The sequence below is a fragment of the Saccharomonospora cyanea NA-134 genome, assembly GCF_000244975.1.
In the GTDB taxonomy this organism is placed as follows: Bacteria; Actinomycetota; Actinomycetes; order Mycobacteriales; family Pseudonocardiaceae; genus Saccharomonospora; species Saccharomonospora cyanea.
Genome location: NZ_CM001440.1, coordinates 4660574 through 4677467, shown reverse-complemented (window position 1 = coordinate 4677467; position 16894 = coordinate 4660574). Strand labels below are relative to the sequence as shown.

Genomic DNA, 16894 nt, shown 5'->3' with positions numbered 1-16894 from the left:
TGGTTCAGGTGTGCCTTTCACATAGCGGAATGCGTTTTCCGCAATGTTGCCGGGGTCACACAGTGTTACAGCGGGTGCGTCTTGCGTCAATAGATCAAATGGCGCACGGGGCGCCTTAGCATGAGGTGATGCGGACGACGGTGACGACCAGTGACGGCGTACGGCTGTCGGTGCGGGTACGCGGCCCCGAACAGGCGCCGACGCTGGTGTGCGTGCACGGCTACCCCGACAACGCGGCACTGTGGGACGACGTGATCGCCCACCTGCCGGACGGCCTGCGGGTGGTCACGTACGACGTGCGTGGCGCGGGCTCCTCCGACCGGCCGCGCGCACGGGAGGCGTACCGGCTCGACCGGCTCGCCGAGGACCTGCGCGAGGTCGTCGACGCGACGTCCCCCGGTCGGCCGGTCCACCTGCTCGCGCACGACTGGGGTTCGATCCAGGCCTGGCACGCCGTCGCGGGACCGTGGCTCGGTGGGCGGATCGCGTCGTTCACGTCGATCTCCGGCCCCTCCCTCGATCACGTCGCCCGCTGGCTGCGGTCGCGGCTGCGGCGTCCGCGTACCCTCGGCGCGGCGTTGTCGCAGCTTTCCCGGTCGTCCTACATCGGCTTCTTCCAACTGCCCGTGCTGCCCGAACTGGCCTGGCGCACCGGGATCGTCGCCGCCGTTGTCCGCAGGTGGGAACCCGCGGAGCCCACGCCGGTGACGGCCGACGCCGTGTCCGGCCTCAACCTCTATCGCGCGAACGTCGGCGGTGGCGGGCGGCGTCGCAGGCGCGGGTGGAGCCCGGTGGACGTGCCCGTGCAGGTGCTCGCTCCGCGTGCCGACCCGTTCGTCGGCGTGCCGGTGCAGACGGAGCTGGAGGAGTGGGTGCCGAACCTCCGGGTGCGGCGCATCCCCGGCGGCCACTGGGTCGTACGGGCCGACCCGGCCCGCGTGGCCTCGGCGGTGGCCGAGTTCGTCGCACACGTCGAGGGCGACATCGAGACCCGTGCGCTCAAGCGAGCACGGCGCGGGACGTTGCGCGTCGGCCGGTTCGACGGCCGGCTGGTGGTCGTCACGGGTGCCGGCAGGGGAATCGGTCGCGCCACCGCACTGGCCTTCGCGCGGGAGGGCGCCGATCTGGTGCTCGCGGACATCGACGCCGAGTCGCTCGAGGAGGCGGCCCGCGCGGTGCGCGGCGCGGGGGTGACGGTGACGGCCCACCGCGTCGACGTCGCCGACGGCGAGGCCATGCGCGCCTTCGCCGAACGCGTGGTGCGCGACTGCGGCGTGCCCGACGTCGTGGTCAACAACGCCGGTATCGGGATGGCCGGACCGGTGCTGGACACGACCGAGGAGGAGTGGCGGCGGCTCGTCGACGTCAACTTCTGGGGCGTGCTGCACGGCTGCCGCCTGTTCGCGCCCCACATGGTGGAGCGGGGAGAGGGCGGCCACCTCGTCAACATCGCGTCCATGGCGGCGTACCTGCCGAATCCGATGCTGCCCGCGTACTCCACGGTCAAGGCCGCCGTGCTGATGCTCTCCGAGTCCCTGCGAGCCGAACTCGCGGCGTCCGACATCGGTGTCAGCGCGGTGTGCCCCGGGTTCGTGGCCACCGACATCGTCGGCTCGACGCGGTTCGCGGGCACCGGCGATTCCGAGCAGCAGCGGAGGCGGCAGCGGGCACAGCGTTTCTACACCGCCCGCAACGCCCGGCCGGAACTCGTGGCGAAGGACGTGCTGCGCGCTGTGGAACGGAACCTTCCGGTGGTGACCCCCACCGTGGAGGCGAAGGCCGCGCGCCTGCTCGCCCGGTGGGCACCGGGGCTCGTGCGCGCGGCCTTGCGCCGGCGTTGAGGGGCGTCAGGCGTTCGCCGCGACGCGCTCCCAGCCGCGGACCTCGCGCGGGGCCCGGGGTCCGGGGCCGACGTAGGTCGCCGAGGGCCGCACCAGCCTGCCCGTGCGCTTCTGTTCCAGGATGTGCGCCGCCCAGCCCGCCGTCCGCGCTGCCGTGAACATGGCGGGCATCATGGTGGGCGGTACCTCGGCGAAGTCGAGGATCACCGCCGCCCAGAACTCCACGTTCGTCTCGATGGCGCGGTCCGGACGCCGCTCGCGCAGCTCGGCCAGCGCGGCCCGCTCCAGCTCGGCCGCGACCTCGTAGCGCTTGGCGCCGAGTTCCCGGCAGGTGCGGCGCAGCACTCGCGCCCTCGGGTCCTCCGCCCGGTACACGCGGTGGCCGAAGCCCATCAGGCGGTCCCCGCGGTCGAGGATGTTCTTCACCACGGCGCGCGCGTCGCCCGTGCGCTCGACCTCCTCGATCATCGGCAGCACCCTGGCGGGTGCGCCGCCGTGCAGCGGGCCGGACATGGCACCGATGGCGCCGGAGAACGCCGCGGCGACGTCCGCGCCGGTGGAAGCGATCACCCGAGCCGTGAAGGTGGACGCGTTGAGGCCGTGTTCGGCCGCCGAGACCCAGTACGCGTCGAGTGCCCTGACGTGCGCCGGGTCCGGCTCGCCCCGCCAGCGGACGAGGAACCGCTCGGTGATCCCACCGGCCTCGTCGACGCGCGATTCGGGCACGGCGGGGACGTCGATACCGCGCGCGGACTGCGCGATGAACGACAGCGCCGTGGCCGACACGCGCCCCACCTGCTCGCGGGCGTCGGAATCGGAAATGTCGAGCAGCGGGCCCAGGCCCCAGCGTGGTGCGAGCGCGGGCAACGCCGACTGGACGTCCGCACGTACGTCACCGCTGCGGACGGGAACCGGAAACGGTTCGTCGGGGGCCAGCCCGTTTTCGAAATGGCCGTCGACCAGCAGTCCCCAGACATCTCCGAAGCCGACGTTGCCCGCCAGTTCCTCGATGTCCACACCGCGATAACGCAGGGCGCCGCCGTCGCGGTCGGGTTCGGCGATCTCCGTACGGAACGCGACGACGCCTTCCAGGCCGGGACGGAAACCGTCGTCCGGATCGGTGGCCTTCGCCGCACCTGCTGTTGTCTGCCCGCTCGAAGGGGATGTCATGGCAGTGGACCTTTCGTGCGAATCGCCGTTGGCCGTTATGGGCGCGGGAGGCCACGATCACGCGCCTCGTCGCGCGTCGGAAGTGACTTTGCACCCACTACTCCCTGGTAGCAATCAAAATCGCGGTGGCTTCCGTCACGATTCCGAGAACGATTCAGAATTAGGCCGTAGGGGCGGAGTGGGCCCCATCACTTCCCGCGCTCTTTCGCTTGGTTGTGAGACCATTTACCGTCGGCCACAGGTCGGGAGAAGGTGCGGGAGGTTGCCATGACCGAATTCGGAAACGGCGCTGTCAGCAGTGGGGACAGCGTCGACGTGGCCGTCCGGCTGCCCGCCATGCGGGTCGCCTACAACGGTGGCTCGCTGAACGAATCCGATCTCGCGCCCACCTGGCCCGAACAACTCCAGTCCTGGCTCGACGAGGCCCTCGCACACGGCGTCGCCGAACCCAACGCGATGGTGCTCGCCACGGCGGACGCCGACGGCCTCCCGTCGTCGCGCACGGTGCTGTGCAAGGGCCTCGACGAGCGCGGCATCGTGTTCTACACCAACTACACGTCCGCCAAGAGCCACGACCTCACCGTGACGCGATACGCGTCCGCCACCTTCCCCTGGTACCCGCTGCAGCGGCAGGTGCACGTCCGGGGAGAGGTCGAGAAGGTCAACCCGGCCGAAACCGCCGAGTACTGGGCCAGTCGGCCACGCGGCTCGCAGCTCGGGGCGTGGGCGTCGCCGCAGTCGCAGTTCGTCGACGGCAGGCACGATCTCGACAACGCCTTGAAGGCCATCGAGCGCCGCTTCCGTGACGTCGAGCAGATCCCCGTACCGCCGCACTGGGGTGGCTGGCGCATCCGGCCCGAGGTCGTGGAGTTCTGGCAGGGCAGGCAGGACCGGCTGCACGACCGGCTGCGGTACGTGCGCACCGAGGACGGGTGGCGGGTGCGCCGCGTCGCTCCCTGAGCCCGCGGGCGTGGGTGGTCACAAACCGGGTGGAGCAGGTCGTTAGCTCGGCTAAGCTCCTCCGCTGTGACCGAGCAGACCTCCCCCGCGCCTCCCACGCCCAGAGGACGCCTTCGCAGGGTTCTCGGCGCGGTCGTCGCCGACCGGAGGCCGTTGCGCATTCCCGCGTTCCGGCGGTTGTGGATCAGCTCGATCGTCACCGCGCTCGGCAGCCAGCTCACGGCCGTCGCCGTGCCCAAGCAGATCTACGACATCACCGGCTCGTCGGCGTACGTCGGCCTCACCGGGTTGTTCGGGCTCGTGCCGCTGCTGGTGTTCGGGCTGTGGGGCGGAGCCATCGCCGACACCGTCGACCGCCGCGTGCTGCTGCTCGTGACCAACGTCGGCATCGCCGTCACCGCGCTGCTGCTGTGGGCGCAGGCGTTCGCGGGTCTCGACTCGGTGTGGGTCGTGCTCGCGCTGCTCAGCCTCAACCAGGCTTTCTTCGCGGTCAACATGCCGACGCGGCAGGCCGTGGTGGCGCGAGTGGTGCCCGAGCACCTGTTGTCGTCCGCGGCCGCGCTGACCGGCACGATGGCGACGTTCGGCGCGGTGTTCGGTCCGATGCTGGCCGGAGCGCTGTTGCCGGTCGTCGGGCTGTCGACGCTGTACCTGGTCGACACGGTGGCGTTGGTGGCCGTGCTGTGGGCGGTGTGGCGGCTGCCGGCACTGCCACCGCTGTCCGGCAGGACCCGCAGGGCGGGACTGCGCGACGTCGTCATGGGCTTTCGCTACATGGCCACCCAGAAAGTGCTGCTCGCGTCGTTCGTCGTGGACATCGTCGCGATGGTCGCGGGCATGCCGAGGGCACTGTTCCCCGAACTCGCCGAGCGCGCGTTCGGTGACCCGCCCGGCGGCGGGACGGCGCTCGGCTGGCTGTACGCGGGGATCCCGCTCGGCGCGATGGCGCTGGGGCTGATGTCCGGCTGGGCGCATCGCATCGGCAGACACGGTGTGGCCGTCACCGTGGCCATCGGTGTGTGGGGCGTCGCCATGGTCGGTTTCGGCCTGGCGCAGTCGCTCTGGCTCGCCGTGGTGTTCCTCGCGATCGGCGGCGCGGCCGACATGGTCAGCGCGATCTTCCGGCAGGCGATCCTCCAGACGGCGACCACCGACGAGATGCGGGGGCGCATGCAGGGTGCGTTCACCGTGGTCGTCGCGGGTGGACCACGACTGGCCGACCTGACGCACGGGTGGGCCGCCGCCGCGGCGGGAACCACCGTGGCGACATCGGGCGGCGGTGCGCTCGTGATCGTGGGCGTGGTGGTGGCGGTGGTGCTGCTGCCCGCGTTCTGGCGGTACCGAGCCCCGACGGAGCCCGCACCCGAACCCTGACGTACACCAGGTGCGAACACGCGTACAGGAAGTGCGGACACGCGTGCGTAACCTGCGGACACGGCACACACCGTCTCGTGTCCGCAGGCTGTGAACGCTTGTTCGCCGTTCAGGGGCGCTCCATTCGGGCGAAGTCGGTGGCGTCATGGGCGTTGAACACCGACACCGTGTCGCCGTGCTCCCGAACCAGCTCGACCAGCCGCCGCTGGTTGCGCACACGGCTTGCGGCGTCGGTCTGCATCCGCCGCTCGAACATCCCGATGCCCCACGGCACGCGCGGCCCGGCCGGGTCGAGCGTGTGGTGGTGGAAGTACGCGTCGCCGACGTGGAACAACCACCGCGTGCCCGTGTCGATCGCGACGCCCGTGTGCCCGCGCGTGTGGCCCGCGAGGGGCACGAGCAGGATCTCGGGCGGCAGGCCCTTGAGCTCCCGCACGGCCTCGAAGCCGAACCACACCTCCCCCGCCGCCGAGTACGACTCGAACGCAGGGCCGTGGGCGAACTGCGCCGTGCGGTACCGCAGGCGGCCGCGCAGACACTCCCGTTCGCGCATCGCGCGTAGCTCGGCCTCGTACACGTGCACCGTCGCCTGCGGGAAGTCGACGAGCCCGCCCGCGTGGTCGAGGTCGAGGTGGGTCAGCACCACGTGTCGCACGTCCGACGGCGAGTAACCCAGCCGCTCGACCTGTCGCACGGCGCTGATCTCCGGGTCGAGCACGGGACGCGTGAGTCGCACGAAGTCACGACCGAGCCACTCCTCCGGATGAGTGGCGGCGCGCAGGCCAACGCCCGTCTCCACGAGCACGAGTTCGGAGTCGGTCTCGACGAGCAGGCAGTGGCACACGAGCTCGGCGCGCCGGAGCAGTCCCGGCCGACCGTCGACGAGGCCGCCGCCGAGAGGACGCATCGTGCCGCAGTCGAGATGGTGCACCCGCATCAGTTCGCTCCTTCAGCCAGCGCTCGCAGTTGCCGCCCGACGACGCGCAGCGGGGTGACGTCCCGGCGGGTCTTCGACAGCAGTAGTGCTCCCTCGACGGCGGCGAGCATCGTGGTCGCCAGCTCGTCGGCCCTGCCGGGGTCGACGCCGTGGGAGGTGAGGTGGTCGGCGAGCACTCGCTGCCAGGAGTCGAAGCCGCCCGCGCAGGCCTGCCGGATCGGCTCGCTGTCCGCCGCCGCGTCGAGCGCTGTCGTCGACATGGGACAGCCGCGTCGGAAGTCCGACGTTTCGAGCATCTCGGCGAGGTGGTCCACGACGGCGTCCAGCCCCGCCGCGGGGTCGTCGGCCTCGGCCAGCAGGGTCGCGATCGTGGTGGCGAGTTCCTGGCCCGCCAGGGCGAGGGCCTCGCCCGCGAGCTGCTCCTTGCCTCCGGGGAAGTGGAAGTAGAGCGATCCCTTGGGTGCGGCGCTCTCGGTGAGCACCTGGTTCAGTCCGGTGGCGTGGTAGCCCTGCGTACGCAGCAGGTCGGCGGCGGTGCGCAGCATCCGCTGCCGGGTGTCCGTCTGTCTCGGCATGATCGACACCCTAACGCTTACTATGACGACTGGTCTAGATATTTCGTCGGTCGGTATCGTCTCCGGCATGGCGAATCCGACGGGGGAACAGTTCGAGCTGACCAGGGGAGGCGCTCGCGCCGTGGTCACCGAGATCGGGGCCGGGCTACGGGCGTTCGAGGTCAACAAGGTGCCCTACCTGGAGACGTTCGACGCCGACATGACGCCCCCGAAGGCGGCGGGACAGGTGCTGCTGCCGTGGCCGAACCGCACGAAGGGTGCGCGGTGGACCTACGACGGCGAGCCGCAGGAGCTCGAAGTCACCGAGGAGGCTCGCGGCAACGCCATCCACGGCCTCGTGCGCCGCAGGGAGTGGGAACTGCTGGAGCACGGCGAGTGGTTCATCCGGCTCGCCGTGGAGATCGGTGCCGAGCCCGGCTGGCCGGTGCCGCTGCGCGCGGAGATCACCTACGACCTGGCACCGCGCGGGCTCACCGTCACGCACGAGGTGCGCAACGAGGGCGACAGGCCCGTCGGCTTCGGCGTCGGCACGCACCCGTACCTGCGGATCGGAGACGTGCCCACCGACGAGTTGACGCTGACGCTCGCGGCCTCGCGCGTGCGCCCCTACGTCGCCGACGAGCAGCTGCCCTTCGGTGAGGAGATCGACGTCGACGGCACCGACTACGACCTGAGGGGCGGCCGCATCGTGGGCGGCCTCGACCTCGACACGGCGTTCGGCGGGCTGACACCGTACGACGACGGGAGGCACCACCACCTGCTCACCCACCACGACACGACACTCGACCTGTGGACCGACCCCGATTTCGGATGGGTGCAGGTGTTCACGCCCTCGGACTATCCGGGAAGGGGCAGGGCGATCGCCGTCGAACCGATGACGTGCCCCGCCGACGCGTTGAACTCGGGCACCGACCTCATCGAGTTGGAGCCCGGCGCGTCCTGGCGAGGCTCCTGGGGCATCCTCGTCGACATTCGTTAGCGTAACGAACTATGACGACTGCGATCATTGGCGGCTACGTGGTCCCCGTCGACGGGCAACCGATCGACGGCGGCACGGTGCTCATGGAGAACGGCAGGATCCTCGCGGTGGGCGCCCAGTCGGAGGTCGACGTGCCCGAGGGTGCGGACATCGTCGACGCGTCCGGCTCCTGGGTGCTGCCCGGCTTCATCGACGCCCACGCGCACCTCGGCGTGCACGAGGAGGGTGAGGGCTGGTCGGGCAACGACACCAACGAGATGACCGACCCGAACGGCGCGCGCTTCCGCGCCGTCGACGGCATCGACCCGTACGAGGTCGGCTTCGACGACGCACTGTCCGGCGGCGTCACAAGCGTCGTGATCAAGCCCGGTTCCGGCAACCCGATCGGTGGTCAGACGGTCGGCGTGAAGACGTGGGGCCGCACGGTGCTCGACATGCTCTTCGCCGAGCACGTCAGCGTCAAGAGCGCGCTCGGGGAGAACCCCAAGCGGGTCTACGGCGAGAAGGACAAGACGCCGTCGACACGGCTCGGTGTCGCGGCGGTGCTGCGGGAGGCGTTCACCAAGGCACGCAACTACGCGGCCCAGCGCGAGGCCGCCCGTGCCGAGGGGAAGCCGTTCGAGACGGACCTGACCCTGGAGACGCTGACCCGCGTCCTCGACGGTGAGCTGTACTGGGACCAGCACACGCACCGCGCCGACGACATCGTCACGGCCGTGCGGATCGCGGAGGAGTTCGGCTACAAGCTGGTGGTCAACCACGGCACCGAGGGGCACCTCATCGCCGACTTCCTCGCCGAGCGGAACGTCCCGGTGATCCTCGGGCCGCTGTTCACCAGCCGGAGCAAGGTCGAACTGCGTCACCGCACCCTGCGGTCGGCCGGCATCCTCGCGCGTGCGGGCGTGCAGATCGCGATCACCACCGACCACCCGGTCGTCCCGATCAACTTCCTCGTCTACCAGGCCGCGCTCGCGGTCAAGGACGGGCTGGACCCGGAGACGGCGCTGCGGGCACTGACGGTCAACCCGGCTCGGATCCTGGGGCTCGACGACCGGGTGGGTGCTCTCAAGCCCGGTCTGGACGCCGATGTGGCGATCTGGTCGGGTGACCCGCTCGACGTGATGAACCGCGCCCTGCGCGTGTTCGTCCGAGGCCGCGAGGTGTACCACTACGACGAGGCGGCCGGCGAGGGAGTCGTCGCCGACCGCCGCTATCGCGAGTGAGTCCTCACGCCCTGCGCAGTTCCCGCGCGGTCATGATTTGCGCAGTTCCCGCGCGATGACCATGCGCTGGATCTGGTTGGTGCCCTCGAAGATCTGGGGCACCTTCGCCTCGCGCAGGTAGCGCTCCACCGGGAAGTCACGCGTGTACCCGGCGCCGCCGAGAACCTGGACGGCGTCGGTGGTCACCTTCATGGCGGCGTCGGTGGCGACGAGTTTCGCCACCGACGACTGCCGGGTGAACGCCCACCCCCGGTCACGGCGCCGGGCGGCGTCGAGATACGTCGCCCGTGCGGATTCGACGGTGGCGGCCATGTCGGCGAGCAGGAACTCCAATCCCTGGAAGTCGATGATCGGCTTGCCGAACTGCGTGCGCTGCTTCGCGTAGGCGACGGCCTCGTCGAGAGCGGCCTGGGCCAGCCCGACCGAGCAGGCCGCGATGCCGAGCCTGCCCGAGGCCAGTGACGACAGCGCGATCTTCAACCCCTGCCCCTCGGAGCCGATGAGCCGGTCGGCGTCCACGCGGGCGTCCTCGAAGATCATCTGGGTCGTGGCGGACCCGGTGAGGCCCATCTTCCGCTCGGGCGGCGCGGCGGACAGTCCGGGCGTGGCACCGTCCACGAGCAGGCAACTGATACCCCGGCCTCCGTCGTCCGACGTGCGCACCATCGTCGTGTAGTAGTCGGCGTGGCCGCCGTGGGTGGTCCACGCCTTCACCCCGTTGACCACGTAGCAGTCACCGTCACGTCGAGCCCGCGTCGTCAGTGCGGCGGCGTCGGAGCCGGCGTGGGGTTCCGACAGCGCGTACGCGCCCAGCAGTTCGCCCTCCAGCATCGCGGGCAGCCAGCGGTCGCGTTGCTCGTCGGTGCCGTACTCGGCGAGCGCGTAGCACGACATCGTGTGCACGGACAGGCCGACGCCCACCGACATCCACGCCCTGGCGATCTCTTCGAGTACCTGGAGATACACCTCGTACGGCACCTCGCCGCCGCCCCAGCGTTCCGAGTACGGAAGTCCCAGCAGACCGGCCCGGCCCAGGATGCGGAACTGCTCGCGGGGGAAGGTCTCCTTCTCCTCGTACTCGGCCGCCAGCGGCGCCAACTCGTCGCGGGCGATCTCGCGGGCGAGGGCGAGCAGGTCCTCGGACTCGGTGTCGGGGAGCAGGCGTTGCACGGTGGGCCTTGTGGGCGCTGCGGGCATCGCGGGCATCGCGGGCATCGCGGGCATCATTGCCTCCGGAAGCGTACTGCGAGTAGTACTGAAGTCCGGGTCAGAGTACTACAACGTACGATGGCGACCATGCGTTCGACCGGGCCCCGGACTCGGCGGCAGCGGATGCTGCTCGCCGAGCTGGAGGGGCTGTTCCTCGCCGAGGGCTTCGTGGCCTTCACCCTCGACGATCTGGCGGCGAAACTGCGCTGCTCCAAGACCACGCTGTACGCGCTCGCGCCGAGCAAGGAGCAGCTCGCCACCAAGGTCGTGGCGCACTTCTTCAAGGGGGCGGCGGAGCGGATCGAGGCGCGGGTGGCGGGCATCGACGACGCCGCCGCCGCGGTGCGCACCTACCTGGCCGGGGTGTCGGCGGAGCTCGACCGCGCGTCGGCCGCGTTCCTGGCCGACGTCGAGGCCTTCGCGCCCGCCCGCGCGGTGTACGCGTTCAACTCCGAGGCCGCCGCGCGGCGGATTCGCCAGTTCATCACCGACGGTGTTGAGCAGGGGGTCTTCCGTGACGCTCACGCCGATGCGATCGCTGAGATGGCGGGCATCCTCGTGGAGTCCATCCAGTCCGGCGTGGTGGGATCGCGAGCTCGCACCACCGACGCCGAGGCGTTCGAGGCACTGGCGGAGCTGTTGTTGAACGGGCTGCGCGCGGACCTGTCTGGCTAGTCGCTCGACCGGACGTCTCAAGAGCCACAGCCCTAGCCCGTTGACCGACTGTCGACAGTCAACAAAAATGGTCGGCACCTACGTCAGGGAGGACGGATTCATGGCACCAACCGGCGCGACGCCAGAAGCGCCAGAGAAGACGACCGCGCCGCGGACCACGGTCCCGTTCGACGAGCGGGTGTCGACGGTGACCGCCGCGGCACACCGGATGCGTCACCACGCCCTGAACATGGGCGAGGCGCAGGGCCAGGGTTACATCGGGCAGGCGCTCGGCGTCATGGACGTGCTGGCCGCCGCCTACCGTGACCAGCTCCGGTACCGGCCCGAGGACCCGGATTGGGAGGGCCGCGACCGCTTCCTGCTCTCGATCGGACACTACGCCATCGCGCTGTACGCGGCGCTGGCCGAGGCGGGCATCGTCGAGGTCGCCGAGCTCGCCGACTACGGCGCCGACGAGAGCAGGCTGCCGATGTCCGGCATGGCCTCCTACACACCTGGCATGGAGATCTCGGGCGGCTCGCTCGGGCACGGCCTTCCCATCGCCGTCGGCATGGCCCTCGGGCTGCGCCACACCGGCAACCCGGCCCTCGTCTACAACCTGCTCTCCGACGGTGAGCTGGAGGAGGGCTCGACGTGGGAGGCCGCCATGAGCGCCTCGTTCCACAAGCTGGGCAACCTCGTGGCGCTCGTCGACATCAACGGCCTCCAGGCCGACGGCCCGACGCCCACCGTGCTGTCCGCGGAACCCGTCGAGGACAAGTGGCGGGCCTTCGGCTGGCACGTGGTGCGGGTGGACGGCAACGACGTGCCCGCGCTCCTGCGCGCGTTCGACGCCCTGCACGGCGGTCCGCCGGACACGCCGAAGGCACTGCTGTGCGACACGGTGGTCGGCAAGGGTGTGCCGATGCTCGAACAGCGGGAAAGGGCGCACTTCATGCGGGTGGACGAGCACGAGTGGCAGATCGCCCGCGACCAGCTCGACGGGAGGAACCGGTGATGGCGACCAAGCGACTGACCACCTCGGCGATGATCGCCTCGATCGTCGAGGACGGGCAGCGGACCGCACAGGCCCCGTTCGGCCACGCGCTGTGCGCGCTCGCCGAGCAGCGCCCGGAGGTGGTGGGACTGTCGGCGGACCTCGCGAAGTACACCGACATGCATGTGTTCGCGAACGCGTACCCGGACCGGTTCTTCCAGATGGGCATGGCCGAGCAGTTGCTGCTGGGTGCCGCGGCCGGGATGGCCGAGGTCGGTCTGGTGCCGTTCGCGTCCACGTACTCCGTGTTCGCCACCCGCCGTGCGTACGACTTCTTCGCGCTGGACATCGCCGAGCCGCACCTGAACGTCAACGTGGTCGGCGGGTTGCCGGGGCTCACGACCGGGTACGGGCCGAGTCACCAGGCGACCGAGGACATCGCCATCCTGCGTGGCATGCCCGGTCTGACCATCGTGGACCCGTGTGACTCCGTGGACATCGAGCAGGCCGTGCCCGCGCTCGCGGCCACGCCCGGCCCGACGTACCTGCGCCTGCTGCGAGGCAAGGTGCCCACGGTGCTCGACGAGTACGACTACCGGTTCGAGCTCGGCAGGGCCGCCGAACTGCGCACCGGCCGCGACGTCGTCATGATCTCCAGCGGACTCATGACCATGCGGGCGCTGCGTGCGGCCGACGAGCTCGCGAAGCACAACGTGGACGTCTCCGTGGTGCACTGCCCCACCGTCAAACCGCTGGACACCGAGACGGTGCTGCGGGTGGCCGACACCGACCGGCTGCTGGTGACGCTGGAGAACCACAGCATCGTCGGCGGGCTCGGCGAGTCGGTGGCGAGCGCTCTCGTCACCGCCAACGCCACGCGCGGGCTCGTGCGCATCGGCCTTCCCGACGAGTTCCTCGCCGCCGGGGCCCTGCCCACGCTGCACGACAGGTACGGGCTGTCCACCGACCGCGTGGTGGAGCGGGTGCTCAAGGAACTGTCCTGACGAAACGGCATGGGAAAGGGGACCCGGTGCGCACCCGGGTCCCCTTTCCTCACCTGCGGGTCAGGCGATGAGGCTCGCGCCCACCACGAGCCCCAGCGCGACGATCGACATGATCGACTGCGCCATCGTGTAGACCTTGAAGGCGCCCTTCGTGGACAGGCCGAGCAGCGCCTTGAACATCCAGAAGGTGTTGTCGCTGACGTGCCCGCCGAAGCTCGCGCCCGCCGCGGCGGCCAGGGCCACCAGCACGGGCGCCACCGACAGGTCGCCCATGACCGGTGCGAGCAGCGTGGCCGCCGTGATCGCGGCGACCGAGCCGGACCCCTGGGCCAGCCGCAGCAGGGCCGCGACGAGCCAGGCCAGCAGCAGTGGTGAGGCCGAGTCGCCCTCGAACAGGCCCGCGACGATGTCACCGACGCCGGTGCGGCTGATGACCTCGCCGAGCGAGCCGGCGACACCCGTGAACAGCAGGATGGTGCCGCTGGTGGCGGCGCCCTTGTTCAGTGCCCGCTCGACGGCCTCCCGGGAGTGCATCCACATCGTGATGACACATCCGATCGCGAGACCGATCAGCAGCGCGACCACGGGGTCGGCGAGGAACGAGACCCAGCCGATCTCCGAGTCGGTCATCTCCGTCACGGTGCCGGCGACGATCAACAGCAGCGGCACCAGCACCGGCAGGATCAGTACCGCCAGCGGGGCCTGGCGCCGTGGCGTTTCGGTCGCCTCGATGTCGAGCGACTCGACGCCCTTGTCGCCGTCGTCCTCGTCGCTTTCGGGCTTCCAGGTGCGGCACACGAACCGGACGTGCAGCAGGACGCCCAGGACGATGGCGAGGATCGCGACGGGGACGCCCCACAACAGCATCGAGCCGAGGGACACACCGAGTGAGCCCGCCACCGCCAGTGCCGCCGCGCCCGGCAGCACCATGAGCAGGCCGACCTCGAGCCCGATGGCGAGCGCGCCGCCGACCGCGGCCACGTTCGTGCCGGTCCGCCGCGCCACGGACCGGGCGATCGGGCTGAGCATCACGAGGGCGACGTCGAAGTAGATCGCCGGGAACACCAATCCGGACGACAGGCCGAACGCGTACGGCGACTTGCCCTTGCCGAACGCCTTGAGGAACAGCTCCACGATCCGTTGCAGCGTTCCCGTGGCCGCCAGCAGCGAACCGAGCAGCACACCGAAGCCGATGATGAGGCCGACCTCGGCCATGAGCGCGCCGAAACCCTCGGCCACGGCCTTCGTGGTCTCGGTGAAGCCGAGTCCCGTGGCCAGACCCAGGTAGAGGGCACCCAGGATCAGCACGATCACCGGGTTGATGCGGGCACCCACGACCAGGGCGACGATGCCGACCACGGTGATTCCGGTGTGCAGCAGAACCAGAGAGGGGGACATGAGTTTCCTCGTCGTTGAGGGGCGGGGAGGACGGGGGGTCGGAGGACGGGGAGTTCGCTCAGGCGATGTGCGAGCCGCCGTTGACGTCGAACGTGGCGCCGGTGACGTAGCCGACCGCCTCACCGCACAGGAAGGTCACCAGCGCGGCGACGTCGTCGGTGCGGCCGTTGCGGCCGACCGGGATGTCGGCGACGAGCTTCTCCTTGCGGTCTCCGGTGAGCGCGCCGCCGGTGATGTCGGTGTCGATGAGCCCCGGTGCGACCGCGTTCACCACGACGCCCTGCGGACCGACCTCGCGGGCGAGGGCACGCGTGAGTCCCAGCACGGCGGCCTTGGCGGCCGAGTAGTGACTGCCGCCGAACACCCCGCCGCCGCGCTCGGCGCTGACCGACGAGAGGTTCACGATGCGTCCGTAGCCGCGGTCGAGCATTCCGGGCAGCACGCGCTTGGTGACGAGGTAGGTGCCGGTGACGTTCACCCTGAACACCAGGTCCCACTCGGCCTCGTCGATGTCGAGGAAGCGCGTGGGCCGCGTGATGCCCGCGTTGTTCACGAGCGCGGCGACCGGCGGGAGCGACGACTCCTCGACGGCCCGCACGGCCGCGTCTACAGAGGACGCGTCGGTGACGTCGGCGGCGACGCCCAGCGCGGGCACGCCGTGTTCCTCGGTGACCAGCGCGGCCGTGCGCTCGGCCGCTTCGCCGTCGATGTCGAGCACGGCGACGGCGAAGCCGGCCGCGGCGAGATGACGGGTCGTCTCGCGGCCGATGCCGCGTTCGGAGCCCGCTCCGGTGACGAGAGCGGTACGGGTCGGGGCCATGGTTCCTCCTCGGGGGTTGGACGGCCGCGCTCCTCAGGCGCGCGGGAGCAGTGGGGTGACGAGGTCTCGCGCCTCGGCGGCGCGCTGTTCGCGTTCGTCCTCGGCGACGTCGTGGGTCTCGAGTTCGAGCACGTAGTGGCCGGTGTAGCCGTGGGCGGTGAGTGCTCCCACGACGCCCGCGAAGTCGGCGCGGCCGCGTCCGAGGCTGAGGTTGATGTCGCCGTCGACGGCGTCGCGCAGGTGCACGTGCTCGGTGCGGTCGGCGGCGGCGCGAGCGAAGGCGACCTCGTCGAACCCGCCCGCGACGACATGACTGACGTCGAGCACGAACCCGGCGGCGTGGGCGGGCACGCGGTCGAGGAGGGCGGTCGCCCGTGCCGTGGTGTGGCAGAAGCGGAAGTGGTGGAGTCCTTCGACGAGCAGACGCACGTCGTGCTCGGCGGCGATCCCGCCCAGCGTGGTGAGCCGGTCGGCGAGCAGGGAGAGGTCGGCGTCCTCGGTCACGAAGGGCTCGCGCCGCTGCGCCCCACAGGGCACGATGAGCGCCGCGCCGAGGCGGGAGGCCAGCGTCGCCAGCGCCGTGCCGCGGGCCCGCAGCCGGGCCTCGTCCAGTGCCGGATCGTTGAGCGGGCCGGGATCGACGTTGAGGGCCCAGACGGCGAGGCCGGAGCTTTCGAGCACGCGCACGATGTCGTCGACGGCCTCGATGTCCTCGGGAAGCGGGGTGGGGATGTGGTCGCACACTCCCGGCAGGCCGCCGACGTCGACGCCGGGAAGTTCCAGACGGCGGATCGCAGCCAACGCCTCCGACAACGGTCTGTGACGGAATGAGATGGTTGAACACCCCAGTCGGGTCATCGTTGGCTCTCCTGTCTCGCGTTGGTGCAGCGGACAGTTAAACGACCGTGCGGGTCGACTGTCAACAGTCAACGGTTACTCGTCGGTCGTGTGGTGCACTAGACTTTCCGTTCACCACGACGAAGCACGGACGAACTCGGGGAGGCGTAGACCCGTGCCCCTTGACCTCCCGACACTGGCGGGTGTCGACAGGCAGACACTGCGTGAGCAGAGTCTGCACAAACTGCGTCAGGCCATCTTCGCGGGCGAACTCGCACCGGGACGGCGCCTGATCGAGACGGAGTTGAGCGAGGCGCTCTCGGTCTCGCGGGGCACGCTCCGCGAGGCGCTGCGGCACCTCGTGCAGGAAGGTCTCGTGGTCGCCGACGAACGGGGCAGACTCCTCGTCCGCGCGCTCAGCCGGGCCGAGGTGCACGACATCTTCGCGGTCAGGGCCGCACTCGAAGCGCTGGCCGCCGAGACGCTCTGCGCGGTGCCGGACCGGAGCGGGATCGTGCGCGAGCTGCGGGACGCCGTCGACAAACTGCGCTCCACGGATCTCATCCTCTCCAGCCTCGTCGAGGTGGACCTGGCGTTCCACCTCAAGTTGTGCGAGCTGACCGGCAACGAGACCCTGGTGCGCTCATGGCAGCACATCTGCGGCCTCACCCGGGCCACCATCGTGCGGTCGGGGCCGGAACTCGCGATCCGCAACATGGACTGGCAGCGGCACAGTCCCATCGTCGACGCCATCGAGGCGGGTGACGCGGGCAAGGCCCGCCAGGTCGTGATGGAGCACATGCGGCAGACGGCCGACCGCATCGCCGAGTCCCTGGACGGCTGAGCGCCTCTTCCGCTGGGAGCCGTCGACGCGGGGCACTAGTGCCCCGTCAAGAAACATTCACCGCGGTTCTCG

At 70.5% G+C, this 16894-nt stretch carries 16 protein-coding genes; 9 read left to right on the top strand and 7 right to left on the bottom strand.

The annotated features are described in order from the left end of the window. Positions 1–128 precede the first annotated feature (128 nt). A complete protein-coding gene (locus SACCYDRAFT_RS21825) occupies positions 129–1841 on the top strand; it encodes an SDR family oxidoreductase (RefSeq protein ID WP_005459495.1) in 1713 nt (570 codons plus the stop codon). A gap of 6 nt (positions 1842–1847) precedes the next feature. Here the strand turns inward: SACCYDRAFT_RS21825 and SACCYDRAFT_RS21820 are convergent, their stop codons facing one another. Continuing rightward, positions 1848–3011: a citrate synthase 2 gene (locus tag SACCYDRAFT_RS21820; protein WP_005459492.1), complete on the bottom strand. Its 1164-nt coding sequence runs from the start codon at positions 3009–3011 to the stop codon at positions 1848–1850. A gap of 267 nt (positions 3012–3278) precedes the next feature. On the opposite strand from SACCYDRAFT_RS21820, the gene pdxH reads away from it, so the two are divergent. Together pdxH and SACCYDRAFT_RS21810 are read left to right on the top strand one after the other, a co-directional pair. After that, positions 3279–3971, top strand: coding sequence for a pyridoxamine 5'-phosphate oxidase (gene pdxH / locus SACCYDRAFT_RS21815; protein ID WP_005459491.1), 693 nt, complete (start codon positions 3279–3281; stop codon positions 3969–3971). 66 nt (positions 3972–4037) lie between these two features. Then, on the top strand, positions 4038–5345 hold the full coding sequence (locus SACCYDRAFT_RS21810) for an MFS transporter (RefSeq protein WP_043536790.1): 1308 nt from the start codon (positions 4038–4040) through the stop codon (positions 5343–5345). Positions 5346–5454: 109 nt separating this feature from the next. Here SACCYDRAFT_RS21810 and SACCYDRAFT_RS21805 read toward each other — a convergent pair whose 3' ends face one another. Further along, positions 5455–6282 carry an MBL fold metallo-hydrolase gene (locus tag SACCYDRAFT_RS21805; RefSeq protein ID WP_005459488.1) on the bottom strand — a complete coding sequence of 276 codons (828 nt, stop codon included), beginning with the start codon at positions 6280–6282 and terminating at the stop codon, positions 5455–5457. Next, positions 6282–6857 (bottom strand): TetR/AcrR family transcriptional regulator, encoded by a 576-nt coding sequence (locus SACCYDRAFT_RS21800; RefSeq protein ID WP_005459486.1) that lies wholly within the window; start codon positions 6855–6857, stop codon positions 6282–6284. Before SACCYDRAFT_RS21800 ends, SACCYDRAFT_RS21805 begins: the two co-directional genes overlap by 1 nt. A gap of 67 nt (positions 6858–6924) precedes the next feature. Between SACCYDRAFT_RS21800 and SACCYDRAFT_RS21795 the strand changes: the two genes are divergently transcribed. After that, positions 6925–7836 carry an aldose 1-epimerase family protein gene (locus SACCYDRAFT_RS21795; RefSeq protein WP_005459485.1) on the top strand — a complete coding sequence of 304 codons (912 nt, stop codon included), beginning with the start codon at positions 6925–6927 and terminating at the stop codon, positions 7834–7836. A gap of 11 nt (positions 7837–7847) precedes the next feature. Next, positions 7848–9059: an amidohydrolase gene (locus SACCYDRAFT_RS21790; protein ID WP_005459484.1), complete on the top strand. Its 1212-nt coding sequence runs from the start codon at positions 7848–7850 to the stop codon at positions 9057–9059. A gap of 30 nt (positions 9060–9089) precedes the next feature. On the opposite strand, the gene SACCYDRAFT_RS21785 is transcribed toward SACCYDRAFT_RS21790, so the two are convergent. Next, positions 9090–10283, bottom strand: coding sequence for an acyl-CoA dehydrogenase family protein (locus tag SACCYDRAFT_RS21785; RefSeq protein WP_005459483.1), 1194 nt, complete (start codon positions 10281–10283; stop codon positions 9090–9092). A 72-nt stretch (positions 10284–10355) separates the two neighbouring features. On the opposite strand from SACCYDRAFT_RS21785, the gene SACCYDRAFT_RS21780 reads away from it, so the two are divergent. The 3 genes from SACCYDRAFT_RS21780 (at position 10356) to SACCYDRAFT_RS21770 (ending at position 12923) form a co-directional block, all read left to right on the top strand. Further along, complete coding sequence (locus SACCYDRAFT_RS21780) at positions 10356–10943, top strand: TetR/AcrR family transcriptional regulator (protein ID WP_043537470.1); 588 nt, start codon at positions 10356–10358, stop codon at positions 10941–10943. Between the two features lie 100 nt (positions 10944–11043). After that, positions 11044–11940, top strand: coding sequence for a transketolase (locus SACCYDRAFT_RS21775; protein ID WP_005459481.1), 897 nt, complete (start codon positions 11044–11046; stop codon positions 11938–11940). Then, positions 11940–12923, top strand: a complete 984-nt coding sequence (locus SACCYDRAFT_RS21770) for a transketolase family protein (protein ID WP_005459480.1) — start codon at positions 11940–11942, stop codon at positions 12921–12923. The genes SACCYDRAFT_RS21775 and SACCYDRAFT_RS21770 overlap by 1 nt, the downstream gene beginning before the upstream one ends. Positions 12924–12983: 60 nt before the next feature. On the opposite strand, the gene SACCYDRAFT_RS21765 is transcribed toward SACCYDRAFT_RS21770, so the two are convergent. Genes SACCYDRAFT_RS21765 through SACCYDRAFT_RS21755 form a run of 3 tightly spaced genes read right to left on the bottom strand, consistent with a single transcriptional unit; the run spans position 12984 to position 15942 of the window. Continuing rightward, complete coding sequence (locus SACCYDRAFT_RS21765) at positions 12984–14321, bottom strand: GntP family permease (protein ID WP_005459478.1); 1338 nt, start codon at positions 14319–14321, stop codon at positions 12984–12986. A gap of 58 nt (positions 14322–14379) precedes the next feature. Beyond that, positions 14380–15141 carry an SDR family NAD(P)-dependent oxidoreductase gene (locus SACCYDRAFT_RS21760; RefSeq protein WP_005459477.1) on the bottom strand — a complete coding sequence of 254 codons (762 nt, stop codon included), beginning with the start codon at positions 15139–15141 and terminating at the stop codon, positions 14380–14382. Between the two features lie 33 nt (positions 15142–15174). Continuing rightward, a complete protein-coding gene (locus SACCYDRAFT_RS21755; RefSeq protein WP_232283725.1) occupies positions 15175–15942 on the bottom strand; it encodes a sugar phosphate isomerase/epimerase family protein in 768 nt (255 codons plus the stop codon). A 211-nt stretch (positions 15943–16153) separates the two neighbouring features. On the opposite strand from SACCYDRAFT_RS21755, the gene SACCYDRAFT_RS21750 reads away from it, so the two are divergent. After that, the gene (locus SACCYDRAFT_RS21750; RefSeq protein ID WP_005459475.1) at positions 16154–16822 is read left to right on the top strand and encodes a GntR family transcriptional regulator; all 669 of its coding nucleotides are present in this window, start codon (positions 16154–16156) and stop codon (positions 16820–16822) included. Positions 16823–16894 lie beyond the last annotated feature (72 nt).